Source organism: Chelatococcus reniformis, from assembly GCF_014640075.1.
Classification (GTDB): Bacteria; Pseudomonadota; Alphaproteobacteria; order Rhizobiales; family Beijerinckiaceae; genus Camelimonas; species Camelimonas reniformis.
The window spans coordinates 269,345-294,363 of sequence record NZ_BMGG01000006.1; the positions used below are offsets into that span (position 1 = coordinate 269,345).

The 25,019-nt window shown below is 67.7% G+C and carries 25 protein-coding genes; 8 read left to right on the plus strand and 17 right to left on the minus strand.

What is annotated here, in order from left to right:
- Positions 1–42 precede the first annotated feature (42 nt).
- Positions 43–789, plus strand: coding sequence for an arginyltransferase (locus IEW34_RS17620; RefSeq protein ID WP_188610526.1), 747 nt, complete (start codon positions 43–45; stop codon positions 787–789).
- On the plus strand, positions 786–1,835 hold the full coding sequence (locus tag IEW34_RS17625; protein WP_188610527.1) for an acetyltransferase domain-containing protein: 1,050 nt from the start codon (positions 786–788) through the stop codon (positions 1,833–1,835). Before IEW34_RS17620 ends, IEW34_RS17625 begins: the two co-directional genes overlap by 4 nt.
- A gap of 552 nt (positions 1,836–2,387) precedes the next feature.
- Here the strand turns inward: IEW34_RS17625 and IEW34_RS17630 are convergent.
- The 3 genes from IEW34_RS17630 to IEW34_RS17640 are packed head-to-tail and all read right to left on the minus strand — an operon-like array spanning position 2,388 to position 5,606.
- A complete protein-coding gene (locus IEW34_RS17630) occupies positions 2,388–3,584 on the minus strand; it encodes an acyl-CoA dehydrogenase family protein (protein ID WP_188610528.1) in 1,197 nt (398 codons plus the stop codon).
- 16 nt (positions 3,585–3,600) lie between these two features.
- Positions 3,601–4,755: an acyl-CoA dehydrogenase family protein gene (locus IEW34_RS17635; RefSeq protein ID WP_188610529.1), complete on the minus strand. Its 1,155-nt coding sequence runs from the start codon at positions 4,753–4,755 to the stop codon at positions 3,601–3,603.
- Positions 4,756–4,757: 2 nt separating this feature from the next.
- Positions 4,758–5,606 (minus strand): enoyl-CoA hydratase, encoded by an 849-nt coding sequence (locus tag IEW34_RS17640; RefSeq protein WP_188610530.1) that lies wholly within the window; start codon positions 5,604–5,606, stop codon positions 4,758–4,760.
- A gap of 199 nt (positions 5,607–5,805) precedes the next feature.
- Here IEW34_RS17640 and IEW34_RS17645 point away from each other — a divergent pair, with 199 nt between their 5' ends.
- Complete coding sequence (locus tag IEW34_RS17645; protein WP_188610531.1) at positions 5,806–6,246, plus strand: hypothetical protein; 441 nt, start codon at positions 5,806–5,808, stop codon at positions 6,244–6,246.
- A gap of 21 nt (positions 6,247–6,267) precedes the next feature.
- Here IEW34_RS17645 and IEW34_RS17650 read toward each other — a convergent pair whose 3' ends face one another.
- The 13 genes from IEW34_RS17650 to IEW34_RS17710 form a co-directional block, all read right to left on the minus strand.
- Positions 6,268–6,858 (minus strand): GNAT family N-acetyltransferase, encoded by a 591-nt coding sequence (locus IEW34_RS17650; RefSeq protein ID WP_188610532.1) that lies wholly within the window; start codon positions 6,856–6,858, stop codon positions 6,268–6,270.
- A 70-nt stretch (positions 6,859–6,928) separates the two neighbouring features.
- Complete coding sequence (gene parC, locus IEW34_RS17655; protein ID WP_188610533.1) at positions 6,929–9,172, minus strand: DNA topoisomerase IV subunit A; 2,244 nt, start codon at positions 9,170–9,172, stop codon at positions 6,929–6,931.
- Between the two features lie 59 nt (positions 9,173–9,231).
- Positions 9,232–10,500: an MFS transporter gene (locus IEW34_RS17660; protein ID WP_188610534.1), complete on the minus strand. Its 1,269-nt coding sequence runs from the start codon at positions 10,498–10,500 to the stop codon at positions 9,232–9,234.
- Positions 10,501–10,560: 60 nt separating this feature from the next.
- Positions 10,561–11,349 (minus strand): DNA repair protein RecO, encoded by a 789-nt coding sequence (recO, locus tag IEW34_RS17665; protein WP_188610535.1) that lies wholly within the window; start codon positions 11,347–11,349, stop codon positions 10,561–10,563.
- A gap of 168 nt (positions 11,350–11,517) precedes the next feature.
- Positions 11,518–12,111, minus strand: a complete 594-nt coding sequence (locus IEW34_RS17670) for a fasciclin domain-containing protein (RefSeq protein ID WP_188610536.1) — start codon at positions 12,109–12,111, stop codon at positions 11,518–11,520.
- A gap of 232 nt (positions 12,112–12,343) precedes the next feature.
- On the minus strand, positions 12,344–13,096 hold the full coding sequence (locus IEW34_RS17675; RefSeq protein WP_188610537.1) for an anti-sigma factor: 753 nt from the start codon (positions 13,094–13,096) through the stop codon (positions 12,344–12,346).
- Positions 13,093–13,710, minus strand: a complete 618-nt coding sequence (locus IEW34_RS17680) for a sigma-70 family RNA polymerase sigma factor (RefSeq protein ID WP_188610538.1) — start codon at positions 13,708–13,710, stop codon at positions 13,093–13,095. Before IEW34_RS17680 ends, IEW34_RS17675 begins: the two co-directional genes overlap by 4 nt.
- A 149-nt stretch (positions 13,711–13,859) precedes the next feature.
- Entirely contained in the window at positions 13,860–14,783 is a 924-nt protein-coding gene (gene era / locus IEW34_RS17685) for a GTPase Era (protein WP_188610539.1), read from the minus strand.
- On the minus strand, positions 14,780–15,490 hold the full coding sequence (rnc, locus tag IEW34_RS17690) for a ribonuclease III (protein WP_188610540.1): 711 nt from the start codon (positions 15,488–15,490) through the stop codon (positions 14,780–14,782). The genes era and rnc overlap by 4 nt, the downstream gene beginning before the upstream one ends.
- 10 nt (positions 15,491–15,500) lie before the next feature.
- On the minus strand, positions 15,501–16,271 hold the full coding sequence (gene lepB, locus IEW34_RS17695) for a signal peptidase I (RefSeq protein ID WP_188610541.1): 771 nt from the start codon (positions 16,269–16,271) through the stop codon (positions 15,501–15,503).
- Between the two features lie 256 nt (positions 16,272–16,527).
- Positions 16,528–16,944, minus strand: a complete 417-nt coding sequence (gene acpS / locus IEW34_RS17700) for a holo-ACP synthase (protein ID WP_188610744.1) — start codon at positions 16,942–16,944, stop codon at positions 16,528–16,530.
- A 168-nt stretch (positions 16,945–17,112) separates the two neighbouring features.
- Entirely contained in the window at positions 17,113–17,817 is a 705-nt protein-coding gene (gene aqpZ / locus IEW34_RS17705) for an aquaporin Z (RefSeq protein ID WP_188610542.1), read from the minus strand.
- A gap of 630 nt (positions 17,818–18,447) precedes the next feature.
- Positions 18,448–19,197 (minus strand): pyridoxine 5'-phosphate synthase, encoded by a 750-nt coding sequence (locus IEW34_RS17710; RefSeq protein WP_188610543.1) that lies wholly within the window; start codon positions 19,195–19,197, stop codon positions 18,448–18,450.
- 216 nt (positions 19,198–19,413) lie between these two features.
- On the opposite strand from IEW34_RS17710, the gene IEW34_RS17715 reads away from it, so the two are divergent.
- Positions 19,414–20,103, plus strand: a complete 690-nt coding sequence (locus IEW34_RS17715; protein ID WP_188610544.1) for a dienelactone hydrolase family protein — start codon at positions 19,414–19,416, stop codon at positions 20,101–20,103.
- A 152-nt stretch (positions 20,104–20,255) separates the two neighbouring features.
- Here IEW34_RS17715 and IEW34_RS17720 read toward each other — a convergent pair whose 3' ends face one another.
- A complete protein-coding gene (locus tag IEW34_RS17720; RefSeq protein WP_188610545.1) occupies positions 20,256–21,494 on the minus strand; it encodes a diguanylate cyclase domain-containing protein in 1,239 nt (412 codons plus the stop codon).
- Positions 21,495–22,207: 713 nt separating this feature from the next.
- On the opposite strand from IEW34_RS17720, the gene rpsF reads away from it, so the two are divergent.
- The 4 genes from rpsF (at position 22,208) to rplI (ending at position 24,690) form a co-directional block, all read left to right on the plus strand.
- Positions 22,208–22,696 (plus strand): 30S ribosomal protein S6, encoded by a 489-nt coding sequence (rpsF, locus tag IEW34_RS17725; protein ID WP_188610745.1) that lies wholly within the window; start codon positions 22,208–22,210, stop codon positions 22,694–22,696.
- Positions 22,693–22,935: a 30S ribosomal protein S18 gene (gene rpsR, locus IEW34_RS17730; protein ID WP_188610746.1), complete on the plus strand. Its 243-nt coding sequence runs from the start codon at positions 22,693–22,695 to the stop codon at positions 22,933–22,935. The genes rpsF and rpsR overlap by 4 nt, the downstream gene beginning before the upstream one ends.
- 208 nt (positions 22,936–23,143) lie before the next feature.
- Positions 23,144–24,094, plus strand: a complete 951-nt coding sequence (locus IEW34_RS17735; RefSeq protein WP_188610546.1) for a DUF2232 domain-containing protein — start codon at positions 23,144–23,146, stop codon at positions 24,092–24,094.
- A gap of 29 nt (positions 24,095–24,123) precedes the next feature.
- Positions 24,124–24,690 carry a 50S ribosomal protein L9 gene (gene rplI, locus IEW34_RS17740; protein ID WP_188610547.1) on the plus strand — a complete coding sequence of 189 codons (567 nt, stop codon included), beginning with the start codon at positions 24,124–24,126 and terminating at the stop codon, positions 24,688–24,690.
- Positions 24,691–25,019: the final 329 nt, after the last annotated feature.

The following is a 25,019-nucleotide window of genomic DNA, read 5'->3' on the forward strand; positions in this document are numbered from 1 at the left end:
GAGGCCGCCCGAAGCGGCGGCGCAACGGGGCTTGATCCGGGATTGACGACCCAACCGCGCGACGCGCCGCAGTTCTATCTCACCGCGCCTTCAGCGTGCCCGTACCTCCCCAACCGCGAGGAGCGTAAGGTCTTCACGCACCTGGTCGGCAAGCGCGCTCCGGAAATCAACGACATTCTGAGCCACGGCGGCTTCCGCCGTTCGCAGACGATCGCCTACCGCCCCGCCTGCGAGGGCTGCCGCGCCTGCGTCTCGGTGCGCGTGATGGTGCCGGATTTCGTCGAAAGCGGCAGCTTCAGCCGCGTATTGCGCGCCAACGCCGACCTCGTCGGCGCCCTGGGGCAGCCGACACCGACGAGCGAGCAATACTCCCTGTTCCGCCGCTACCTGGACGCCCGCCATGCCGAGGGCGGCATGGCCGACATGACGGTGCTCGACTATGCGATGATGGTGGAGGACACGCACGTCACCACGCGCCTCATCGAGTACCGCCGCCGCGGCCCGGACTCGGCGATCACCGGGCGGGGTGCAGGCGACCTCCTCGCCGTCGCCCTCACCGACGTGCTCGGCGACGGGCTGTCGATGGTCTACTCCTTCTACGATCCGCAGGAGGAGCGGCGCAGCCTCGGCACGTTCCTGATCCTGGACCATATCCGGCGCGCCCGCGCCCTCGACCTGCCCTACGTCTATCTCGGCTACTGGGTCGATGGCTCCAGGAAGATGGCCTACAAGGCGCGCTTCACGCCCCAGGAGCGGCTCACGCCCGAGGGTTGGGAGAGGTTCGGTTGACGGCAGTCGCCACCCTGTCGCAGCCCGCTTCGTCCCCCGCCCTGTCGACCGCGCGATTGCCGATCGTGGATGCGGCACGCGGCGTCGCCATCGCGGCCATGGTCGTCTACCACGCGGCCTGGGACATCACGTTCTTCGACCTGGCGCCGGTCGACGCGGTCGGGTCGCCGTTCTGGCGCAACTTCGCCCACGCCATCGCCGCAAGCTTTCTGTTCCTCGTCGGTGTGGGCCTGGTCCTGGCGCAAGGCGACGCTCGGCGGCCGGGCGCGAGCCAGCCGCCGAGCGCGCTCCAACCGCAGCGCTGGCGTCGCTATCTTCGGCGGCTTGGAGTGATCGTGGCCGCAGCCTGCGCCGTGACGCTCGCCACCTGGATCGCGACTCCCGACCGCTTCATCTACTTCGGCATTCTGCATTGCATCGCCGCGGCGAGCGTTCTGGCCCTGCCGTTCCTGCGGGCGCCGGCGGCGCTGACCGCCCTCGTCGGCCTCGCGGTCATCATCCTGCCCTTCCGCTTCAGCTCGGCGCTGTTCGACCCGCCATGGCTCGCGTGGCTCGGGCTCGGCGCCACGGTGCCGAACACCAGCGACTACGTCCCGGTCTTTCCGTGGTTCGGGCCGGTGCTGATCGGCGTCGCCCTCGCCAAGGTGGCGCTGCCCCGGCTCACGGCGGGGCCGGCCGGCCGCTGGGCGCCCAGCGGCGCTGTCGGGCGCGTCCTGGCCTGGAGCGGGCGCCACAGCCTGGTCATCTACCTCACCCATCAGATCGTGCTGATGGGCATCTTCTGGACGCTCTTCCAGCTTGCCGGCCCGAACGCGACGGCCCAGGCCATGCGCATGCGCGATTCCTGCATCGCCAGCTGCGTAGAGACCGAGGCCGATGCGGGACAATGCCGGCTCACCTGCGCCTGCACCATGCGGACGCTCAGGCGCGAGGGCTTGCTCGGCGGACTGGCCGCCGGCCGGATCGACGACGAGCAGCGGCCGCGCCTGTCGGCCATCGTTCGGCAGTGCCGGATCGTGGACCCACCCCTGCCCGGCCCGCGCTAAAGCGCTTCGCGATCGGGTGGAATCACCCAATCGCGAAGAAGCGCTCCAAATTCAAATGATTATGAGCATTTTTCTGGCATTGGATGGACTCATCCAATGCCAGAAATGCTCTCGGGCACTCCCAAGGGATGGGGCCTTCCCACCGTAGAGAAATGCTCCAACTCATTGAATCCTGGTGCTTCTCTTCTCTTGCGATCGGGTAGTAGCCCGACCGCAAGCGGAGCTCTCGGGGCCCTGCGGCCGGCTGACATCTTGAGTCATGCCCCCGCCGCAAGTCTTTGTTTCAACACCTTTTCCAAAGGCTCGCGCCGGAGCGCGCCTGTCCTAGCGAATGATCGAGCTGTTCGGGGATGCTCTTTGAGCATCCGGCGATTGGATGGCGATCTCCAACAGCGCAGAAATGCCTCATGATCCTTTTGAATCTGGTGCGCTTCTTTTGTGCTTTAGACGAGAGCGTTTTCGAGCGAAGTGGACGCCGGTTTCGCGTGAAGAAAAACGCGACAAAACAAACAGATAGAGCATTTCGGCGATTCGAAGAAACGCGGAAATGCTCTAGAGGCCCAGCATCAGCTTGGCCATGATGTCGCGCTGCACCTCCGACGTGCCGCCGAAGATCGTGTAGGCGCGGCCGTCGAGGTACTCGGGCACCACCGGCAGTTCGTCCTCGGCGATCGGCGTCGGCTCGTTCAGCGCGTAAAGTGGCCGCGCCGGCTGCCACACCAGCGCGTCGTAGCCGATCACGTCGACACCGAGCTTGGTGATGGCCTGCTTGATCTCGCTGTTGCGCAGCTTGAGCATGGATGAGACGGCGCCCGGGTTCTGGCCCGTCTGCAGCGCCGACATGATGCGCAGCTCGGTCATCTCCAGGGCGTCGATATCGACCTCGATCTCGGAGATTCGCGTGGCGATCGACGCCTCCTCGATCGGCCGGCCGACCTCGTCGGAGCCAGCCAGCGTCACCACTTGGCCGAGAGCCTTGCGCAGGCGCGCCGACGTGATGCCGCCGCCGCGCTCGAACTCGAGCAGGTACTTGCCATAGGTCCAGCCCATGCCCTCCTCGCCGATGCGGTTGGTCACCGGCACGCGCACGTCGTCGAAGAAGACCTGGTTCACCTCATGGTCGCCGCCGATGGTGATGATCGGCCGGATGGTGATGCCCGGCGACTTCATGTCGATCAGGATGAAGCTGATGCCGTCCTGCTTGCGCCCGCCGTCGCCGGTACGCACCAGCGCGAACATGCGGTTGGCGTAGTGCGCATGCGTCGTCCAGATCTTCGTGCCGTTGATGACGTACTCGTCGCCGTCTCGCACCGCACGCGTCTTCAGCGAGGCGAGGTCCGACCCGGAGCCCGGCTCGGAATAGCCCTGGCACCAATAGTCTTCGCCGGACAGGATGCGCGGCAGATAGAAGGCCTTCTGCTCCGGCGTTCCGAACTTGATGATCACCGGCCCGACCATGCGCACGCCCATGGGCGACACGCCCGGCGTCCCCGCGGCGGCGCACTCGGTCTCGAAGATCCAGCGCTGGGCCGGCGTCCAGGTCGGCCCGCCGGCTTCCACCGGCCAGCCTGGTGCCACCCAGCCCTTGGCGGCCAGAGCCCGGTGCCACGGGCCGGAGATATCCGGCTCGTAGAACACCGAGGGCGTGAGCGCCGCCGCCCGCTTCAGGTCCGGCGTCAGATTGGCGGCGATGAAGTCGCGGACCTCCTGCTGGAAGGCGCGCTCCTCGGCGTTGAACGAAAAGTCCATGAGTTCCTCCCCGCGGTCAGGCCGCGCGCGACGACAGGCGCCCGCTCGCCAGGGCATGGCGGCGCAGGTGGTGATCGACGTCGCCGAACAAGGCTTCGAAGGTAATGACGCGCTTGAGGTACGCGCCGATCTCCAGTTCCTCCGTCACCCCCATGCCGCCGTGCAATTGCACCGCTTGCTCGGCCACGAAGCGAGCGCCGCGGCCGATCTTGATCTTGGCGCCAGAAATCGCGCGAATGCGCTCGGGATGCGGGGCGTCGGCGAATAGCGCGGCCCTGAGCGCCATGGAGCGCCCCTCCTCCACCGCGCTCGCCATATCGGCCAGGCGATGGCGCACCGCCTGATTGAATGCCAGGGGCTTGCCGAACTGCTCCCGCGTCTTGGTGTAGGCCGCGGTCGCCTCCAGCAGCGCCGCCATCATGCCGACGGCCTCGCTGCAAAGCGCTGCCAGCGCACGATCGACCGTCCGCTCGATGGCCGGCAGGGCGTCATCGGAACCGCCGAGCCGGACGACGTCAGGCACCCGAACCCCGTCCAGCTTGACGCTTGCCGCCCGCCCGCCGCCGAGTCGGTCATAGGGGGTGAGGCTAAGGCCGGCCGTCTGGCGCGGCACCACGAACAGCGCGATGCCCTCGGGCGTCCTGCGGTCGCCCGCCATCCGCGCCGAAACGATCAGATGATCGGCGCTCGGCGCGTCGAGGACCGCGATCTTGGTGCCGTCAAGCACCCAGTCGGCTCCGTCGCGGGCCGCGCGCGTGGCGATGTCGGCCAGATCGAAGCGCGCCTGGCGCTCGCTGTGGGCGAAGGCGAGCAGGGAGCGCCCGGCCGCGACCTCCGGCAGCACGGTGGCGCGCTGCTGCTCGGTGCCGAGGTCGGCCACCAGGCCGGCGCCAAGCACCACGGTCGACAGATAGGGCTCGGTGATCAGACCGCTGCCGAACGCTTCGGCCAGGATGCCCACCTCGACGGCACCGCCGCCGAGCCCCCCGTGGGCGTCGGGCAGCGGCAGCGCGAGCCAGCCGAGCTCGGCGAATTCCGCCCAGACGGCCCGGCTGAAGCCGTCCGGCTGGCCCGCCGCTTTGCGGCGGGCATCCGGGCTATAGGCCGTCCGCACGAAGCGTTCGGCGCTCTCGCGCAGCAGGCGCTGCTCCTCGGTGGCGGTGAGATCCATGATCAGACGCTGGCCTTCTGCTTGACCGACGGGTGAAGACCGGCGGGATCGACGATCATCTTGAATTCCTGCAGGTTGTGGGCGTGGCAGAGGTGGTGCAGCGCGAACGCCTGATCGATGGCGCTCTGCTGACCCATGATGTCGAGGCTGCGGTTCACCGCCTCCTTGCTGAGCTTCAGAGCAAAGCTGGGCTTCGCGGCGATGCGGCCGGCCAGGTCGAGCACGAAGGCGGAAAGCTCTGCGCGCGGCACCACGTGGTTGACCATGCCGAGGCGGTGCGCCTCGTCCGCGCTCCAGGCATCGGCCGTGAACAGGAACTCCTTGGCCTTGCGCGCCCCGACTTCCCAGGGATGGACGAACCACTCGACGCCGCACACGCCCATGGCGACGACGGGATCGCAGAACTGGGCGTCGTCGCTCGCCACGATCATGTCCATGGCCCAGGCGAGCATCAACCCGCCGGCGATGCAGCGCCCCTGCACCTCGGCGATGGTCGGCTTGGGGAGATTGCGCCAGCGGCGCGTCATCTGCAGGTAGATCTCCTGCTCGCGCGCGAAGCGGCCGTGGGCGTTGGGCTCGTCGAAGCCGCCCCAGCCGAACACTGCCGGAAAGTCGACCCCCGCGTGGTCCTTGCCGCTGGCGCGCAGGTCGTGGCCCGCGGAGAAATGCGGCTCCGCACCGGCCAGGATGATGACCTTGACGCTGTCGTCGTAGGACGCGGCATCGAACGCGGCGTTGAGGTCATAGGTCATCTGAAGATTCTGCGCGTTGCGCGCGTCGGGCCGATTCATGACGATGCGCGCGACGTGCTCCGCCGGCCGCTCGACGAGAATGGTTTCGTAGCTGACCATCGACTTTCCTCACCCGTTCGGATCACGGCTCGTCTTGCGCGAGCCGCACCAAACAATCGTTAGATCGTCACCCCGCGCCCGTCTAGACGCGATCATCGTCCGTCTCGCGCGGGTGCGCTGGCCCTCGCCCCCCGCGCCGGCTACAAGCGGGCGGCAGCCGGCAGCGGGCGGCAGCCCCCTTCCCGGCGACAGATCCTCGATGGCCCTTGACACCCCGATCTCACGCGCCGGTCCTCATGCCGCGCTCGTCCTGACTCTGCTGACGCTGGCCGCCTGCCAGAGCGCGCCACGCAGCACGTTCGGCTATATGCAGGAGGTGAGGTCCGGCCGGATGGAGGTTGCCGGCGACTACAACACCGTGTCCGGCGACGGCGGGCGGAGCTGCCATCAGCAGCGCCTGCCGACGGTCACCATCGTCGAGCCGCCCCGCCACGGCACATTGAGCGTCGCCGCGGCGCCGAAGCCGTTGCGCGCGACGGGCCACTCACCTTTCTCCGGCTGCCACGGACAGACCTTCCTCAGCCAGGTCGTGCACTACCGGTCCGCGCCCGGCTACCGCGGCGACGATCGGGCCGTCTACCGGGTCCGCTACGTCGACGGTCAGAGCGACACCTACGAGAAGCTGTTCCGGGTGCGCTGAACCGCCTCTCCTCGCGGATGATCACAGCTGATCGGAACGTGCTCCAGGTTCGGCGCGCCGCGCCCGCCATTCGTCCCGCGTGATCTCCCACATCTGCGCCGCGAGCCGGCCGCCGACGAAATCGCGCGGCTCGGTGCCCACGACGCGCATCCCGGCGCGCTCGGAGATGCGCCGCGAGGCCGTGTTGGCGATCGCCTTGGGCACCCGCAGCACGTCCTTGCCCAGAACGTCGAACCAGAAGCCGGTGACCGCCGCGACAGCTTCGGTCATCAGCCCTTGGCCCTGCCAGGCCGGATCGAGCCAGAAGCCGCGGTTGTCGTCGCCTTCATCGATGAGACCGATGACGCCGATCAGTTGGCCGGGCAGCGCCCGCGGCCTGATCGACCAATGCCACTGCGTGCCCCGCTCGATCGCCGGCAGCAGTCCATCGCGGATGAAGACCAGCGCGCCGTCGGCCGGATAGGGCCACGGCACCTTGGCGGCGAGATAGCGGACGATCTCCCACTGTGGAAACACGGCTTGCACCGCGTCGGCATCGGTCAACTGGAGCGGACGCAGGACGAGGCGCTCGGTCGTGAGCAGCGGCGTGGTCACGGCGGATGGAGGCGACATCGTCCAAACATGCGCGTTCCGGACGCGTTTGGCACGTGCCGTCGGCTCGACGGCACGGCCGGTCAACGCGTCAGCCGAACTTGTTGTTGCGAGGGAAGCCCTTCGGTGGCAGCCGGCCAGCCTCCGCCCGGTTGCCGATCCACTCGGTCAGATCGGTGGCGATAACGGTCCAGGTGCGGCCGGAGGTATCCTTCCACGTCAGTCCGTCGGCGAGATTGAACACCTTCGCATCGCTGACGCCCCCGTCCCGGTAGCGCTGGAGCCGCACGCCCTTGCCGCGCGACATCTCCGGCATCTGTACCGTCGGAAAGATCACCAGCTTGCGATTCTGACCGACGATGGCGACGTGGTCGCCTTCGGCCGGAACGCACAGCGCAAGCTTGGCCGGTGCATCGACTACCAGCACCTGCTTGCCCTTTCGGGTGTTGGCGACGATGTCGTCCGCCGGCGCCACGAAGCCGCGCCCGTCCGTGGTGGACAGCAGCAGCTTCTCGCCCGGACGATAGGGGAAGGTGGCGACCACCTCGGCCCCCTCGTCGATATCGACCATGATGCGGATCGGGTCCCCGAAGCCGCGTCCGCCCGGCAGCTTGGCGGCGTCCAGGGTGAAGATCTTGCCGTTGCCGGCGACGACGAGGATCTTGGCGGTGGTCTCGGTAGGAAAGGCGATGGCGAGCCGGTCGTCGCCCTTGAACTGGAGAGCGCCGGTGTCGGCGACGTGGCCCTTGAGCGCCCGGATCCAGCCCTTCTCGGACACCACCACGGTGATCGGCTCGCGCTCGACCATGGCCTCGGCCAGGTCCAGCGCGGCGGCCTCCGGGGCCTCGGCGTAGTCGGTACGCCGCTTGCCGAGCGCAGTCGCCGGCCCGAACGTTTTGCGCAGGTCGCGGATCTCGGCCGAGACCTTGTTCCACTGAGCCCGCTCCGAGCCGATCAGCGCCAGCAACTCGTCCTTCTCCGCAATGAGCCCGCTCTGCTCGCGCTTGAGTTCCATCTCTTCGAGCTTGCGCAGGGCGCGCAGGCGGGTGTCGAGAATCGCGTTGGCCTGGATCTCGGTGAGCTCGAAGGCGCGCATCAGCTCCCCCTTCGGCTCGTCCTCCTCCCGAATGATGCGGATCACCCGGTCCAGATCGAGGTAGACGATCAGGAGCCCGCCGAGCACCTCCAGGCGCCGCCCGATGACGCCGAGTCGGTGGTTGGCGCCGCGCTGGAGAACGTCGCGACGATGGTCGACCCACTCGCGCAGCGCCTCGGCAAGGCCCAGCACACGCGGGACGCGGCCGGCGGTGAGCACGTTGAGATTGAGCGGGATGCGGCTTTCCAGCTCGGTCAGCCGGAACAGGCTTTCCATCATCACCGCGTCGTCGACGGTGCGCGAGCGGGGCTCGAACACGATACGCACGTCGGCCGCCGATTCATCGCGGACGTCGGCGACCAGCGGCAGCTTCTTCTCGTTCAGCAGATCGGCGATCTTCTCGATCAGCCGACCCTTCGGCACCATGTAGGGAATTTCGGTGACCACGGCGACCCAGGTGCCGCGGCCGGTGTCCTCGCGATGCCATCGGGCCCGCACCCGGAAGCCGCCGCGGCCCGTGCGATAGGCCTCGGCGATGGTCGTCGGTCCATCGACGATGATGCCGCCGGTCGGGAAATCCGGCCCCTTGACGAAGTTGAGCAACTGCTCCGACGTGGCCTTGGGGTGGGTGATCAGATAGAGCGACGCGTCGCAAAGCTCGGCCACGTTGTGCGGCGGGATCGAGGTCGCCATGCCCACGGCGATGCCCTGCGCGCCATTGGCCAGCAGATTTGGAAACGCCGCCGGCAGCACCGTCGGCTCCTCGTCCGAGCCGTCGTAGGTTGGCCGGAAATCAACCGTATCGTTGTCGATGCCCGTCAGCAGCAGTCGGGCGACCTCGGTCAGCCGCGCCTCGGTGTAACGGTGCGCGGCGGGTCCGTCGCCGTCGATGTTGCCGAAGTTGCCCTGGCCCTCGACCAACGGGTAGCGCGACGAGAAGTCCTGCGCCAGGCGCACCAGGGCGTCGTAGATCGCCGTATCGCCGTGCGGATGGAACGATCCCATCACGTCGCCGACGACCTTGGCCGATTTCTTGAACGGGGTGCCGGGATCCAGCCGCAGCAGCCGCATCCCGTAGAGAATGCGGCGATGCACCGGCTTCAGGCCGTCGCGGGCATCGGGCAACGCCCGGTGCATGATCGTCGACAGGGCATAGTCGAGGTAGCGCCGCTCCAGCGCGTCCTTCAGCTCGACATTCTCGATGCCGTTCTCCGGCGGCGGATCGATCACCTTAACCATGCAGAACAACTAGCGAACGTCCGGCGTCGGAGCAAGGACGCAACGCCTGCCGTCAACGGCTATCGAGCAGTTCTCTCACCCCGCGTGCCGCCGCGCCACAGGATGCCCGCGGCGCCGGCCAGCTCGAGGGCGATGCACAGCGCGAGGGCGGTGCCGTAGCCACCGAAGAGGTCGTGCACATAGCCCAGCAGGGCCGGAGCGAAGGCATAGACCAGTTGGCCGATCGCCGTGGATAACCCGACGATCAGCCCAAACGCGGCGGGGGCGAACTCGCGCTGCACGATCAGCGCCGGCAAGGTGATGAGATTGCCGACCGACAGCCCGAACAGGATGACCCCGCCGTAAAGTACCAGGGGCGTCTGCGGCCACAGGGCGATGGCGGCCAGCGCCGCGGCCTGGCTCACCAGGGACATCGCGGTGACCAGACGCTGGTCCAGCCGGTCGATCACCAGGCCGAGCCCCAGCCGGCCGCAGATGGCCGCGGCGCTGCCCAGGATCAGCGCCAGACTGGTTCCTGCAGCCTCCAGCGTCGGCAGCAGGATGGCCACCTGATGCATCAGGTAACCGGCTTGCGCCGCCAGGCCGAGCGCGAAGGGCACGGCGAGCGACCAGAAATGCAGCGAACGGAGCGCTTGCGCCGACGTCATGCCCGGGCCGGCCGGAGCGGCGCCGGCGCGGCCGCGATCGTCGCCGGAGCCAGATGCGGCAAGCGGCATGGCCGGCGGCCTGAGGGCGGCGAGCAGCAGCGGCACCAGGACCACAAACAGGGCCGCCGCAAGCACGGCCACCGCCGCCTCCAGCCCGACGCGGGCGCTCAGGAAGACAAGTGCAGGCGCGACGCTCAGGCCGGAGAAGCTGGCGCCGTTGAGAGCCAGGCTGATGGCGAGCCCCCGCTTGCGATCGAACCAGCGGGCCAGGGTGGTGGCGATCGCCGTCGAGCTGGTGCAGGCCCAGCCGAAGCCCAGCACCACGCTGGCGGCGAACAACTGCCACGGCTGCGTCGCCGCCGACATGGCGATCGCGCCGGCGCCGAGCGCCGCGGCGCCGCCGCCCAGCACCAGCCGGATGTCGAACTGGCGGAACAGCTTTGGGACGATGGCGAGCCAGCCGGCGCCGAACAGATAGTAGGCCGTCGTGGCCGTCGCGACGAGCGACGTGGACCAGTTGTTGATGCGCTGGAGTTCGGCCAGATAGACGGCCTGGCCATAGAAACCAAAGCCCCAACTGAAGACGGCGAGGACAAAGCAGGCGGCAACGACGGGCCAGCCGTGACGAAACTCCCCCGGGGCCTCACGCGCACCCGGGCTCGCCGCAAAGGGCGCATTCATGGGTTCGTCTCCTCCCCGTGGCCGTGTCACGCGACATCTGGCACGCGGCCTGCCGTCCGGTCACCCTGCTTGTTGCCCGTTCGGCGGAGGGCCCCCCGCCGTCGGTGATGTTGGGGGCCCGGCGGCCCGCGAGCGCACGATCTCGACCACGCGCGCCCGTCCGTCGGGCGGCGCCACGCCGCGAGGCTCGTAGACATGGCGCAGCAGGAAGTGGCCGGTGATGGCAAAGCCAGCCAGCACCTGGGCAGCGTCGGGCGCTCCGGAGGTGAACCCGGCGCGCAGGAATGGAGGGAGCGCGAGCAGCTTGCGATGGTAGGGCGCGCCGGCGCCGGCCGAGACGGCGCGGCCGGATCGGGGCGACACGTAAACCAGATCGTCAGTGACGCCGGTGGCCACGCAGCGTTCCAGATCGAGGCCGAAGCCCAGCTCGGCCAGCATGGAGAGCTCGAGCCGCACCATGAGCGCTGGCGCCAGGTCCGCATCGTCCATGTGCTCGGCCAACAGGACAAGCTGCTCGAAGACGGCCGGATGGGGGTCGCGCTCAGGCAGCATCCGGGCCAATGCGGCAACGCTGCCGAGCACGTTGAGCGCCAGCGCCGACGGCATGTAGCGGGCGGCGCGAAGCGTCAGGCCCTCCACCTGGAAGCTGCCCAGATGCTCGTCGAGACGCGCCCGCCAGTTGAGCGCGACGGAATTACCCGGTTGCAGCAGGGGCTGGTGGCGACTGGAGCGGCCGCCGCGGACGAGGCCCAGATGACGCCCGTGGGCGCGCGTCATCGCCTCGAGGATCACGCTTCCTTCGCCGTGGCGCCTGACGCCCAGAACGAAGCCTTCGTCCGACCAGTGCATGACACGACAATGCCGAGGCGGCGCCGGTTGTCAAAAGCCGCCTTCCGCGTCGGCCGCGGAGGCGCCGATCCGAGCCGGCATCCGCAAGCCGGCCCTGTCCGAGCGTCGGGCGGAGGGGAAGCGATCCGCCGGACGGGCCCCTCCCGCCAGGTGTCGTGGGACGGCCCGTCAGGGCATCAGCACCCGGTCGACCACATGAATGACGCCGTTGGACTGCATGACGTCAGCGATGGCGACGGTCGACGTGCCGCCCTTCGCGTCGGTGACGACGATCCACTTGTCCTTCATCGTCGCGCTCAGGGTCTCGCCCTGGGCCGTCTTGAGCACAGCCTTGCCTTCGCCCTTGTCGATCGCGGCGGCCAGGTCCTTGGCCGTCAGCCGGCCGGGGACCACGTGATAGGTCAGCACGGCCGTCAGCGTCGCCTTGTTCTCGGGCCTCACGAGGCTGTCGACGGTGCCTGGCGGCAGCTTGGCGAAAGCGGCGTTGGTCGGCGCAAATACGGTGAAGGGCCCCCGCCCGGACAGGGTATTCACGAGGCCCGCGGCCTTCACGGCGGCAACGAGGGTGGTGTGGTCCTTCGAGTTGACGGCGTTCTCGATGATGGTCTTGCTCGGGTACATCGGTGCGCCGCCGACCATCACGGTTTTCTCAGCGGTCTTCCCAGTGGTCTTGGCAGCCTCGCTGAAGGCGCTCGGTGCCAAAGAGATCACGCTCACGGTCGCCAGCAGGGCTGTGCCGAGACGGATTGCTGTCCTGGACATGGGTTGTGCTCCTGGAATGGACCTCGCTTGAGGAGGTACACCAGGGACTACGGCGCGACCGGCGATTGGATCTCTGCAAGCCGATGCACCGTCGTCACAGCCTCGTGAGCGAACCGCCAGATGTCACCGCTCGCGGCCGCGGCGGCACGCGCGCTGTTGCCCGGCCCCATCCCTGCCGAACGCGCCGATTCGGCTCGGCAGAGCACCGGCGACGGCGCCCGCAGAATCGGGCTCAGTGCGACAGCCTCTCGAACTGACCTCGCGCGACAACGGGACCGCTCGGCTGGTTGCCGGGCGCCCCGCTGGGCGGCTCGAGCGTGATGGCGAGGTGCGAACGCTCGACCAGCTCGCGCCGGATGTCCTTGGGGATGGCGACCCGCGTGGGGCGTGAGGAATCGAGCCGGCCCAGCGATCGCGGCAGCTCTCCCGGCGCGATCAGCCAGAGCTGGGGCACACGATGGTCGGCGGCAGATCCGGCAGGCGAGATCACCAGCTGGCCCTTCCCCGTATGCGCTGCTGCAACCAACGATGGGCCGCCGCCCAGCGGCACCAAGGTCGCAAACAGCGGCTCGACCGCGTTCTCCACAATGAAGGTCGCGGCGATGATGCTCGCGAACGCCGTGCCCATCGAGCCGAAGCTCAGCCAGCGCCAGAATGCCAGGCTGGACCAGAGCGCCCCCTGCCGCTGGGGGGCGGCGGACTGCGCGACGGCGCGCGTTGGCGGCGCGCTCGAAGCGTCGGCGGGTGTCGCCGGCAGCGCCGCCTCGATGCGCGACCAGACGCGGCTCGGCGGTTCGACGACGGGTACGGCAAGGGCCAAAGGGGCAAGCCGCTCTGCCCACGCGTCGACATCGTGGGCAAAGGCCACGTCCATCGCAGCCCTGGCCTCCACGCGGCGACGATCGGGCGCGTCGAGCACGCCGAGGGCGTATTCCGCAGCGAGCAGATCGTCGTCGGCCGGATGAGATTCCACGTCGCTGGTCATCGTTCCAGGCACGATCTCAATTTGAGCAGGCCCCGCCGCACCCAGCTCTTCACGGTTCCGAGAGGCGCGCCCGTGCGCTCGGCCAAGGCCTCATAGGTGACGCCTTCGAGGAAGGCGGTGCGAATGACATGCGCCTGCTTCTGGTCCAACTCCTCCAGGCATTCCATCAGCTGCCTGTTCTCGTCTGCCGCTTCGATCCCCGATAGCGCATCGGGAGCCGGATCGCTCAGGTGCATGACCTCATCGATCGGCTCGGAGCGGGGGCGGCCGGAGCTGGTGCGGAGCCGGTCGATCGCCCGATTGCGTGCGATGGTTGCCAGCCAGGTAATCGGGCTTGCGCGGGCAGGGTCAAACGTACCCGCCTTGTGCCAGACGGTCAGATAGACCTCCTGAAGGACGTCCTCGGCCTCCGCACGGTTTCCTAAGATACGGATGCAAACGCCGAATAGTTTCGCCGCTGTCATGCGATAGACGTCGCCGAGCGCCGCCCGATCGCCCGCGGCGACGGCCGACAGGCGCTCGACGAGGTGCTCGCGCTGCACCGACGGGACGCGATTCCCACCCCTCACCCGCGGCCGCTCGTCGACCGCCGTTTCGGGCGCGTCGTCACTCATCGGCCGCCTCGCGCTGACGCGACCGGGCCCCAGGCTCGGATCTCGAAAATCACGGTGGTCATCTTAGAGCATGCGGGCCGAGAATTGTATGTGGGATCGGCATCGGCAGGGGACGGCAACGGGGTGCGCGTGCGCCGTCCTACCGGCCGTCATCCCCGCGGAAAATCCAGCCCCATCTCGCGGTATCGCGCCGGATCGTCCCCCCAGTTCTCTCGGACCTTGACGAACAGGAACAGGTGAACCTTCGCCTCGGCCGCTTCGGCGATGTCGGCCCGCGCGGCCGCGCCGATCGCCTTGATGGTCTGGCCCGCCTTGCCAAGCACGATCTTGCGCTGCGACTCGCGCTCCACGAAGATCGTCTGCTCGATGCGGACAGAGCCGTCCTTCTGCTCCTTCCAAAGGTCGGTCTCGACCGTGGAGGCGTAGGGGAGTTCATCGTGCAGGCGCTCGAACATCTTCTCGCGCGTAATCTCGGCGGCGAGCTGACGCAGAGGCGCATCGGACACCTGGTCTTCGGGATAGTGCCACGGGCCCTGGGGCATGCGCTCGGCCAGCGCCGCCTTCAGATCGTCGACGCCGTCGCCATTGATCGCCGCGATCATGAAGGTCCGCTCGAACGCCACCCGGTCGTTCGCCGCAGCGGCCAGCGCCAGCAGCCCCGATCGCGCCACCGTGTCGATCTTGTTGAGCAGCAGGAACTTGGGTTGCCGCAGTTCGCTGAGGCGATCGAGGATGGCGCCCGTCTCGTCGTCGATGCCCTTGCGGGCGTCGACGAGCAGGCAGATCAGGTCGGCATCGGTGGCGCCACCCCAGGCGGACGCCACCATGGCCCGGTCGAGCCGGCGCTTGGGCGAGAAGATTCCCGGCGTGTCGACGAAGACGATCTGCGCGGCGCCCGCCAGCGCGATGCCGCGGACGATGACGCGCGTCGTCTGCACCTTGCGCGAGACGATCGACACCTTGGCGCCGACCATCGCATTGAGCAACGTCGACTTGCCGGCGTTCGGAGCGCCGACCAGGGCGACGAAGCCGCAACGCGTCTGCTCTGGCAAGAAGTCCTGGCTACCGCTCATGCCGTCGTATCCTGCTCGGCCCGCACACCTTCCCGCACCAGGAAGCACTCGGCCGCCGCTTGCTCCGCCTGGCGTTTGGATGGCCCCTCTCCTTCCCCCGGCGCAAAGCCGTCGACCACGGCCGCGATGCGAAAAACCGGCGCGTGGTCGGGGCCCGAGCTTGCCAGCATCTCATAGCTGGGATTGGGCAGCCCCTGCGCGTGCGCCCATTCCTGCAATGCCGTCTTGGCATCCTGCAGCGGGCCGCGGGGCGCGCGCATCCGTTCGGAGTAGGCGCGCTCGATCACGCCCCTGGCCGCCGGATAACCCGTATCCACGAACACGGCGCCCACGATCGCCTCACACACGTCAGCCAACAACGAGACGTTCTGGCGCGCCCTGGGGAAGGCACCGCCCGACGCCAGACGCAGATATGGCGGCACGCCCCAGTCCCGCGCCACCTCGGCGCAGGTCTCCCGGCGCACCAGCTCGGCGAGACGGCGCGACAGCTCGCCCTCCTCCGCCCCCGGGAACGTCTTGAACAGCATATCGCAGATGGCGAGCCCGAGCACGCGGTCGCCCAGGAACTCCAACCGCTGATAGGATCCGATTCGTTCGCCGCCCACGGCGCTGACGTGGGTCAATGCCCGCTCCAGCAGCGCGCGGTCAGCAAATCGATGGCCTATCGCGCCCTCCAGGGCCGCCAGGTCGTGTTTGCGATGGGCCACCGTGCATGCTCTACTTCACGCGCGTGAAGATGCGGTCCCAGCGGACCGTCCACGGCCACTCCCACACCTTCCAGGCAGACGCGTTCTCATCGATCGAGAAGAAGACGATCTCGGCGCGGCCGACGAAGTTCTCGAACGGCACGTAGCCGACCGAGGCCTCGTCGCGGCTGTCGGTGGAATTGTCGCGGTTGTCGCCCATCATGAAGTAGTGGTTCGCCGGCACCTGGTAGACGTAGGTGTTGTCCCAATAGCCCTTGTCGCCGTCGCGCTCGATGACGACGTGGCTCACGCCGTTGGGCAGCGTCTCCATATATTGTGGCACCTGCACCTGCCGTCCCCAGGAATCGTTGGTCTGATAGTCCTGGATCCGCTCCCGCTTCACCGGCTTGTCGTTGATATAGAGGAGACCTTCACGCACCTGAATGCGGTCGCCCGGCAGGCCGATCACCCGCTTGATGTAGTCGGTCGAGTTGTCCTTGGGCAGCTTGAACACGGCAATGTCGCCACGCTTGGGCGGCGAAGCGAAGATGCGTCCGTTGAACAGCGGCGGGCTGAACGGGATCGAATGCTTGGAGTAGCCGTAGGCGTATTTCGACACGAACAGGTAGTCGCCGATCAGCAGCGTCGGAATGAGCGAGCCGGACGGAATGTTGAACGGCTGAAACAACAACGTGCGGACGACGAGCGCGATGAGCAGCGCCTGGACGATGACCTTGATGGTCTCGTAGATGCTGCCTTCCGAGGTGTCCTTGCGCTTCCCGTCAGCCTCGGTGCGTGCCATGGCGTTGGCCTTCCATCTCCGGCGGCGGGCCGGCTCGTCGGTCTGGTGGTGTGCGGCTCGTGGTGACAGCGCCGCTCAGCGAGAAAACCGCCTCGAACCAATGACTTGAAATCCCCATCCGCTGCCGCGGGCGGGGATCCGATCCGATTGCTGTACCGTATGGTGTGCAGGCCCGCAATGCTCGCCTCGGACGCGGCAGGGTCGCACCGGCCGAGCCGGCGCCGCGTCGCAGGCTGTCTCCACGGCAAATGCGGCGTCACCGCGGCAGGCTCGGGGCGGCTGGACGCGCCTCGATAATCACAAATGCCAGTGCCATCGGTGGGTCGTCGGTCAGCGACACATGGATGACGGGCTCGTGGCCCTCCGGCACCAGGTCCGCCAGGCGCGCCAGCGCCCCGCCGGTCAGCCGCATCGTCGGCCGACCGCCGGGCATGTTGACGACCTCCATGTCGCGCCAGAAGACGCCGAGCCGCAGCCCGGTGCCGAGCGCCTTGGCGCAGGCCTCCTTGGCCGCGAAGCGACGCGCATAGGACGCCGCCCGCGCTGCCCGCCTGTCGCTGCGCGCCCGTTCGCCCGGCGTGTAGACGCGGTGTGTGAAGCGATCGCCGAAGCGCGCGAGCGAGCGCTCGATCCTCGTGATGTCGCAGAGATCGGAACCGATGCCGAGGATCATGCGGGCCATGCGCTCGAGCCAGCCGCCGACGGCGATCGCGATCGGCGGCGGTAGGCCGGCGGAAAAGGAAAGCGCCCGGCCGCCGAGCGGCCGGGCGCCGATTGCCCTTTCATATAGGTCCGGGCGACCTGCGCCCAGCCCCGGATTGCGCCCCGCGCGGGGCGCCCCTCAGCCCTCGGCCGGCTCGTAGAGCCAGCGGGCCACGAACCCGGCGATCAGCGCGCCCACGATCGGTGCCAGCCAGAACAGCCAGAGCTGCGAGACGAACTCGCCACCGGCGAACAGGGCCGGCCCGGTGCTGCGCGCCGGATTGACCGAGGTGTTCGTCACCGGGATCGAGATCAGATGAATGAGCACCAGGGCAAGCCCGATCGGGATGCCCGCGAAGCCGACCGCGGCCCCCTTAGATGTGGTGCCGATGATGATGAAGAGGAAGAAGAAGGTCAGCAGGACCTCGATCAGGAGACAGGCGGCAAGGCTGTACTTGCCGGGGCTGAGCTCGCCGAAACCATTCGACGCGAAACCGCCCGGCACCCATCCCGCCTTGCCCGAGGCGATGGCATAGAGGACAGCGGCGGCGGCAATGGCCGCGATGACCTGAGCGATGATATAGGGAATGACATTCTTGGTGGGGCAGCGGCCGGCCGCCCACAGGCCAACGGTCACCGCCGGGTTGAAGTGGCCTCCGGAGATGTGGCCGACCGCGTAGGCCATGGTGAGCACCGTCAGACCGAAGGCGAACGCGACACCCAGGAAACCGATGCCAAGCTCCGGAAAGGCGGCGGCCAGGACAGCCGCGCCGCAGCCGCCGAACACCAACCAGAATGTCCCGAAGAATTCGGCGACCGCGCTACGCGCAATACTGTTACCCATCCTAAGCCCCCTTCGTTAGCCATCCGTTCGGTGGACTCGGCGAATCAATGCTCGATTCGCCTCGCGACTATATGGCATTGAGCCCGAGCAAACGATATTCGTAAAGAATTGACGCATCGCTTCTTGTAGAACGAAACCAATCTGGCGATGATGTCGGGCTTGCAGACCTTGTCGACCGATCGCCCGGCGCGGCCCTGAACCGTCGACGACGTCCTCGCGATTCTTGCACCTATGCTGCTCGGCCCTATCGGAATAACCTCCATGACCATGCGGCACGCGCTGCCGTCTTGTCACTACGGCTCGATCACACCGGCCGACGCCGCCACACCGCAGCCTGGAGTGGCGAGGGCACCCGTGGCGAACGACTACAAGCTATCCCGTGGCGCTATGATTTATGCTCGCCTTCGACAAACAGCAAAACCATCGCACTAGGACGCCGACGCCCACTTCGACGCTCAGCCGCCCACGCCATCCATCAGCAACGCATGCCAATTTGGCGCCGAAGCGGACGCATACTTGGCGAGCTTGCCTCTCATGACTGTTCTACGCGACCCGCGATGTCGGGGGAAAGCGTGAATGCGCGTTTTTGCAGCGAGGCGAATAAATCATGGGCAGTGTTGCAGGGATGAGTCACACGCCGCTGCGCGCCCTGACCATGGCTTGCCGCATCTCGGCCATCGCCTGCGGCAACCCTACGGTGATGGCCTCGCCGATCAGGAAATGGCCGATATTGAGTTCAGCGATCTGAGCAAGGGCAGCGACGGGGCCGACCGAGGCCGTGGTCAGTCCATGCCCTGCATGGATTTCAAGGCCGAGCCCGTGGCCGTAGGCGGCCGCATCGCCCAGCCGCTCCAGGGCTGCGCAGGCGGCCTCGTGCCCCCCCTCGTTGAAGCGGTCACAGTAGACGCCGGTATGCAGCTCGACAACAGGCGAGCCGAGCTCGGCCGCGACCTCCATCACCTTTCGATCCGCCTCGACGAACAAGGACACGCGAATGCCCGCGGCCTTGAGCTCGGCGACGACGGGCTTCAGCTGCACGGCGGCAGCGACGATGTCGAGCCCGCCCTCGGTGGTCCGCTCTTGGCGGCGTTCGGGCACCAGGCAGACTGCGTGGGGCTTCAGCCGCGTAGCGATCGCGACCATTTCCGCGGTGGCGGCCGCCTCCAGGTTGAGCGGCACGTTCAGCTCCGCCATCAGGCGGACGACGTCGTCGTCGCGAATATGGCGCCGATCCTCGCGCAGATGCGCGGTGATGCCGTCTGCGCCGGCGGCGACAGCCACGTGCGCGGCCTGCACCGGGTCGGGATGCAGGCCGCCGCGCGCATTGCGCACGGTGGCGACATGATCGATGTTGACCCCAAGGCGCAGCGGCAACGGCATGCGGTTGTCCTCAGCGCAGGATCCGCCGAAGGGGACCAAGCGCGCAAAAAGGTGGCGCTGGAACAAAGACATGAACTGCGGCCAGCCACGGCGGGCATGACCGGCCTCCCCTGTGCGCCCCTGGCGGGGGTGGCCACCGCCTCGGGCGCGGGCGACGTAGACCGGCCTATGCCATTATCGCCGCCGTGCGGCAACACCAGACCATTGAGGCGCAGGATGACCCAAGGCATCAAGAGCGAGACCATCACGCTGACCGCGGCAGACGGAGCGACCCTCTCCGCCTACAAGGTCGGGCCTGCAGCGGCCCCGCGGGGCGGCATCGTGGTCATCCAGGAGATCTTCGGGGTCAACGGCCACATCCGCAACGTGGCCGACGGCTTCGCCCGAAACGGCTACCTCGCCGTCGCGCCGGCGTTGTACGACCGGCTGTCACCCGGCACCGAGCTCGGCTACACCGCCGATGACATGCAGCCTGCGCTGGACTTGCGCGCCAAGAGCGATCCGGCCAAGGCGTTGCTCGATATCGCGGCGGCCGTGCAGGTCGCTTCTGCCGCCGGGCCGGTCGGCGTCGTCGGCTATTGCTGGGGCGGCTATCTGAGCTGGCTGTCGGCGGCGAAGGTCAGCGGCGTCTCTGCCGCTGTCGTCTATTACGGCGGCGGCATCGGCTCAGCGGCACAGGAGGAGCCGCGCTGCCCCGTGCTCGGGCATTTCGGCGAGCGCGACAAGCATATCCCCATCCTCGATGTGCAAGGCCTCGCCAAGCGATATCCGGAGCGGGTCGAGATCCACATCTACGCTGCCGACCACGGGTTCAACTGCGACGAGCGGGCGAGCTATGATGCAGCCAGCACAGCCCATGCGCTGGAGCGCACGCTGGCCTTCTTCGGCTCGCACCTGCGCGGCTGAACCGGGCTAGAGCGTTTTCGAGCAAAGTGGACGCCGGTTCGCGTGAAGAAAACGCGACAAATCAAACAGATAGAGCATTTCGGCGATTCGAAGAAACGCGGAGATGCTCTAACCGGTCGGGCCATCTCGACCGATCCGTACGGGAAGGCTGATCAGCGTGGGAAGTCCGCCGGGGGGACCGACACGGGGATCGGCGCCGTCTCGGGCCAGCGGCTGAGAGGCGGCTTGCGCACGCCGGCCTCGGCCGGTGGCGCTCTGTAAAGGCAGACGCTGCCCGGCCCATTCTCCTTGGCCTCTTCCACCGCTGCATCGGCAGCCAGGATCAACGAGCGCAGATCGTAGCCGACCTGCGACGAACAGACCGCCCCGACGGTCATCGTCAGCGGGCTCGGATCGGTTGCCGCCGCCCACTCCTGCGCCATCCTGACCGTCCGCTCTCCGATCTCCCGCGCCTGGGCCGGGCCAACATTGGGCACGACCAGGGCAAAGTTCTGCGCGCCGACGCGGGCCAGCAGGTCCGTCGGGCGCAGGCGGGTCACTGCCTGATCGTAGAAGGCGCGCAGATCGTCGTCGTCGATCTTGCGGTGCACACCGCCGCGCGTGGACTCGTCGCCGAGATGCATGAGCAGCAGCGACACCGGCTTGCGGTCCTTCATCTGGCCGGCCACCAGGCGCGCGGCATGGCTGAGGAAGGACCCAAGGTTGAGCGCACCCGTGGCGGGATCGAGATAGATATGGGCAAACTCCATCTGCTGCATGCGCTCCTTGGCGAGCGCCAGGGCGAGCGCGGCAGCGGCCGACATCGACACCATCGTCAGCAAGGTCAACCACGGCGACCAGTCCGGCCGGTCGGCCAGGCTGGCCGTCCCGGGATCGACGGATAGAAGCCGCAGGACGAAGCTGAACGCGGCCGCGCCCAGCGCCAGGGCCAGGAGCAACCGCGAACCCAGGCGATCCGATCGCCCGCGCCAGATCTCGACGATCGCCAAGACGAGGTAACCGATGATCGCGATCACCAGCAGATGGCGGCGTGAAAGCGCCGCCCAGTACAGGACATTGGGGTCAAGTGCGCTTTGGCCGAGCCACAGCAATGCCGGGGCGATCAGGAGCAATGGATTGACCGGGCGACCATCGAACGACCGTGTCGCTTGCCAGACCAGCGCGTAGGCCAGGATCATCAACGGTGCAGAGACGTAGACCGAGAAGAAGCTCGGAAGGCTGCCGTGCGCGCTCACCAGCACCAGCGCGCACCCCATCGCCAGGAACGCGGCAGCCCACCACCGCAGAGCGCGCGAGCGCCGGTCCAAACCCCACAGGAGCAGCAGAAAGGCTCCCTGCGTCACCGCGATGGCCGCGCTGACGCTCAGAACCGTGGTGTAGTGCAAACTCATAATGGGCCTCCAGCCACCAAGCCCATGCGCCATCTCCACTCAGAGACTAGCATCGTTTCCAGAAATAAAAAGTTGCGCCGTTCACCCATTCTCCTTCCTCGGAGGCGGCGAATACAACTTCCGGATGTCATTTCCCGGTCTGTCGCCGTAAACGTGCTAAGTGCAATCGCTGCAGCCCCAGTCCGTTCGGCGGACCGCATTGGCGCCCTTCGCGCTCGGGTGGAATCACCCCATCGCCGAGAAGCGCTCCAGATTCAAAAAGTTGGACCATTTCTGCATTGGACGAGCTCATCCAACGCAGAAATGGTCGAGTGGGGCAGCACTGAGATCGTGACCGGTTTTGGGCCCCGGCGACGGGTTTGGGCTTTCAAGTCGAGGCATGGTCGCTCAAAGAGTCAAAATCACTGGCTCGAGCCACTCGCGCCACTTCATCCGGCGCGGGGCGCGCTGTGGCTTCACGCTCGCACGTCGGGCGCCAGCGGCAGGATGATTCTGTCGACACACCCTTGCATTCGGCCGCCTTTTCCGTTAACGACCGCGCCTTCGCGTTCGCTCCGGCCGGGGGCTGAACGGACGGTGGTCGCGCTCGCGGCCGCAGGGCCTCAAACCCGTTGTCCCGTGTTCCCGCCTTCGATCCCATGCTCGGGCCTTGTCAAAGAGGCTCGAAGGGCTTGGCGCCGGGGCAGCGCATGATTGAGAAAGGCCCTTTGTCCATGCCGCTTTACGAGCATGTGTTTCTGGCGCGTCAAGATGTGACCGCCCAGCAAGTCGAGGCCCTGGTCGAGCAGTACCGGGGTGTGATCGAGGCCGGTGGCGGCGCCTTCAGGAAGGTCGAGCCGTGGGGCGTCAAGTCGCTGGCCTACCGCATCAAGAAGAACCGCAAGGCGCATTTCACGCTGCTCAACATCGAGGCCCCTCCGGCGGCGATCGCCGAGATGGAGCGCCAGATGGGCATCAGTGAGGATGTCCTGCGTTTCATGACCATCCGTGTCGAGATCCACGAAGACGGCCCCTCGGCCATGATGCAGAAGCGCGATCGTGACGAGCGCCGCGAGCGCGATGGCTTCGACCGTGGCGGCGGCTTCGGTGGCGGCGGCCGCTTCGGCGGGGACCGCGGCGGCGACCGCTTCGGCGACCGCGGTCCGCGCCGTGAGCGCCCGCGCGAGGCGGAAGCTGCGACCGAGACGACGGAGGAGAACTGATCATGGCTGCTGCGCCCCGTCGCCCCTTCTTCCGTCGCCGCAAGACCTGCCCCTTCTCGGGCCCGAACGCGCCGAAGATCGACTACAAGGACACGCGCCTGCTCTCGCGCTATATTTCCGAGCGCGGCAAGATCGTGCCATCCCGGATCACGGCCGTTTCGGCCAAGAAGCAGCGCGAGCTCGCCCAGGCGATCAAGCGCGCCCGCTTCCTCGGCCTGCTGCCTTACGTGATCGGCTGATCGCAGCCTGGAGTGGCTCGCTGCAATTGGATGAGATCATCCAATCGCCAAGCGCTCCTGCCCTGATCGTCGGCCCGCACGCGGGCTGGCGATGTTCAATCAGTCGCCGGCGGCAGCCACCGCCGCCGGTATTGCTGGGGCCTCCCCCGCCCACGACATTGCGGGCACGGGGCTCCTAACCCTGCATCGGCAGCGGGACAGCAGGACGATGATGGCATCTCTCGGCGTGGGTATCGGCTGCGGCCTGGTATCCGCACTCCTCTTCGGCGTGATGACGACGGGAACCCCTCTCGGGGTCCTGCTATCCTATTTCGCGCCGCTGCCCATCTTCATCGCCGCCGTCGGCTGGCCCCACCGCACGGGCCTGCTCGCGGCCTGCGTGGGCATTGCGGTGAGCACCGTCGCGATCCGCTGGTCCGCCGGCCTCGCCTACGGCGTCAGCCTGGGGCTGCCGGCCTGGTGGCTCGGCTATCTTGCCATGCTCGGCCGGCCCATGCCCGACGGCAAGAGCGAATGGTACCCCACCGGCCGGCTGCTGCTGTGGATCGTCGCCATCGCCGCGGTGGTGACCATCCTTGTCCCGCTCGCCCAAGGCAGTTCGCTGGCGGCCTACCGCGAGGCCATGCGTCGCATTCTCGACGCAGCACTGCGCGGCGAAGCCGGTGCGGACGTCCCGCTCAACTTGCCGGAGGGCGTCAGCCAGGACGACGTCATTGCGGTCATCGTCGCCGCCATCCCCATCATCAGCGCCATGTTCTTCGTGCCGATCCAGGCCTTCAACCTGTGGCTGGCGGGCAAGGTCGTCGCGCTCTCGGGGCGCCTGGCGCGGCCCTGGCCGCAGGTCAGCGACACGTTGATGCCGCGCTTCGCGCTGGCGCTGCTCGTCGCCGGCGTGGGGCTGGCGCTGCTCGGCGACGGTCTCGTGTCCTTCGTCGCCCAGGCGCTGTGCGGCGCCCTCGCTGCCGCCTTCGCCCTGCAAGGCCTCGGGGCGCTCCACGCCCTGACACGGGACAAGCCGGCCCGGCCCGCCATCCTCGGCGGCGTCTACCTGCTGCTCGCCATCCTCAACGTCTGGATGCTGCCGCTGCTCGCGCTGGGCGGCGCCGTCGACACCCTATTGCAGCGCGGGCGAACCGCTCCGCCGCCACTCAAATCCTGACCCAAATCCGAACGACTGGAGAAAGTACCATGGAAGTCATACTGCTGGAGCGCGTGGCCAAGCTCGGCCAGATGGGCGAGACCGTCCGTGTCAAGGACGGCTACGCTCGCAATTTCCTGCTGCCGCGCGGCAAGGCCTTGCGCGCCACCAAGGACAATAAGGCGAAGTTCGAGACTCAGCGGGCGCAGCTGGAGGTGCGCAACCTTGAGCGGCGCGCCGAGGCCGAGAAGGTGGCCGAGAAGCTCGACGGGCAGAACTTCGTCATGATCCGGCAGGCCGGCGAAACCGGCGTGTTGTACGGTTCAGTCGCCCCCCGCGACATCGCCGAGGCGCTGACCGGCGGCGGCTTCACCGTGGCCCGCCAGCAGATCTGGCTCAGCGAGCCGATCAAGACCCTCGGTCTGCACCAGGTTCCGGTGAGCCTGCATCCGGAGGTCGAGGTGCACGTGACCATCAACGTCGCCCGCAGTGCCGAGGAAGCGGAGCGCCAGTCGCGCGGCGAAGAGGTGACCGTTCGCGAGGAAACCAACCTCGACGACCTGGGCCTCGAAGTCGGCGCGGCGCTCGCCGAAGCGGGCGACAACGTCGAGCTCTAGAGCATTTCCCGATCAGATGGAATCATCTGGTGCGCTTCTCTCTGATCGGGTGATTTTACCCGATCAAGAAGCGCTCGGAGCGAGCCTCGGACGAGCAGACCGACGGGCGCCGCGGCAACGCGGCGCCCGTCGGTGTTTTCGCGTTGCACTTCAGGTTCGAAGGGACGATGAGCATTTCGCCGTCGGACGGCCTCATCGAATCGCGAAATGCGCGAACAGCTCTGTGAATCACTGTGGATGGGTGCACGCCACAGCGGCCCGCCCAAGGCGACGCCTGTGGATCGCGCGACGACGCGCGCGCCTGCGTCGTGCATGTCACAGCGGGCCCG

What these genes read in the sequence shown, in the direction of transcription:
- IEW34_RS17630 (WP_188610528.1), bottom strand. Translation starts at nt 3,584, where the DNA reads ATGGACTTTTCGTTCAACGCCGAGGAGCGCGCCTTCCAGCAGGAGGTC.
- IEW34_RS17635 (WP_188610529.1), bottom strand. Translation starts at nt 4,755, where the DNA reads ATGGATCTCACCGCCACCGAGGAGCAGCGCCTGCTGCGCGAGAGCGCC.
- IEW34_RS17640 (WP_188610530.1), bottom strand. Translation starts at nt 5,606, where the DNA reads ATGGTCAGCTACGAAACCATTCTCGTCGAGCGGCCGGCGGAGCACGTC.
- IEW34_RS17645 (WP_188610531.1), top strand. Translation starts at nt 5,806, where the DNA reads ATGGCCCTTGACACCCCGATCTCACGCGCCGGTCCTCATGCCGCGCTC.
- IEW34_RS17650 (WP_188610532.1), bottom strand. Translation starts at nt 6,858, where the DNA reads ATGTCGCCTCCATCCGCCGTGACCACGCCGCTGCTCACGACCGAGCGC.
- parC (WP_188610533.1), bottom strand. Translation starts at nt 9,172, where the DNA reads ATGGTTAAGGTGATCGATCCGCCGCCGGAGAACGGCATCGAGAATGTC.
- IEW34_RS17660 (WP_188610534.1), bottom strand. Translation starts at nt 10,500, where the DNA reads ATGAATGCGCCCTTTGCGGCGAGCCCGGGTGCGCGTGAGGCCCCGGGG.
- recO (WP_188610535.1), bottom strand. Translation starts at nt 11,349, where the DNA reads ATGCACTGGTCGGACGAAGGCTTCGTTCTGGGCGTCAGGCGCCACGGC.
- IEW34_RS17670 (WP_188610536.1), bottom strand. Translation starts at nt 12,111, where the DNA reads ATGTCCAGGACAGCAATCCGTCTCGGCACAGCCCTGCTGGCGACCGTG.
- IEW34_RS17675 (WP_188610537.1), bottom strand. Translation starts at nt 13,096, where the DNA reads ATGACCAGCGACGTGGAATCTCATCCGGCCGACGACGATCTGCTCGCT.
- IEW34_RS17680 (WP_188610538.1), bottom strand. Translation starts at nt 13,710, where the DNA reads ATGAGTGACGACGCGCCCGAAACGGCGGTCGACGAGCGGCCGCGGGTG.
- era (WP_188610539.1), bottom strand. Translation starts at nt 14,783, where the DNA reads ATGAGCGGTAGCCAGGACTTCTTGCCAGAGCAGACGCGTTGCGGCTTC.
- lepB (WP_188610541.1), bottom strand. Translation starts at nt 16,271, where the DNA reads ATGGCACGCACCGAGGCTGACGGGAAGCGCAAGGACACCTCGGAAGGC.
- acpS (WP_188610744.1), bottom strand. Translation starts at nt 16,944, where the DNA reads ATGATCCTCGGCATCGGTTCCGATCTCTGCGACATCACGAGGATCGAG.
- aqpZ (WP_188610542.1), bottom strand. Translation starts at nt 17,817, where the DNA reads ATGGGTAACAGTATTGCGCGTAGCGCGGTCGCCGAATTCTTCGGGACA.
- IEW34_RS17710 (WP_188610543.1), bottom strand. Translation starts at nt 19,197, where the DNA reads ATGCCGTTGCCGCTGCGCCTTGGGGTCAACATCGATCATGTCGCCACC.
- IEW34_RS17715 (WP_188610544.1), top strand. Translation starts at nt 19,414, where the DNA reads ATGACCCAAGGCATCAAGAGCGAGACCATCACGCTGACCGCGGCAGAC.
- IEW34_RS17720 (WP_188610545.1), bottom strand. Translation starts at nt 21,494, where the DNA reads ATGAGTTTGCACTACACCACGGTTCTGAGCGTCAGCGCGGCCATCGCG.
- rpsF (WP_188610745.1), top strand. Translation starts at nt 22,208, where the DNA reads ATGCCGCTTTACGAGCATGTGTTTCTGGCGCGTCAAGATGTGACCGCC.
- IEW34_RS17735 (WP_188610546.1), top strand. Translation starts at nt 23,144, where the DNA reads ATGATGGCATCTCTCGGCGTGGGTATCGGCTGCGGCCTGGTATCCGCA.
- rplI (WP_188610547.1), top strand. Translation starts at nt 24,124, where the DNA reads ATGGAAGTCATACTGCTGGAGCGCGTGGCCAAGCTCGGCCAGATGGGC.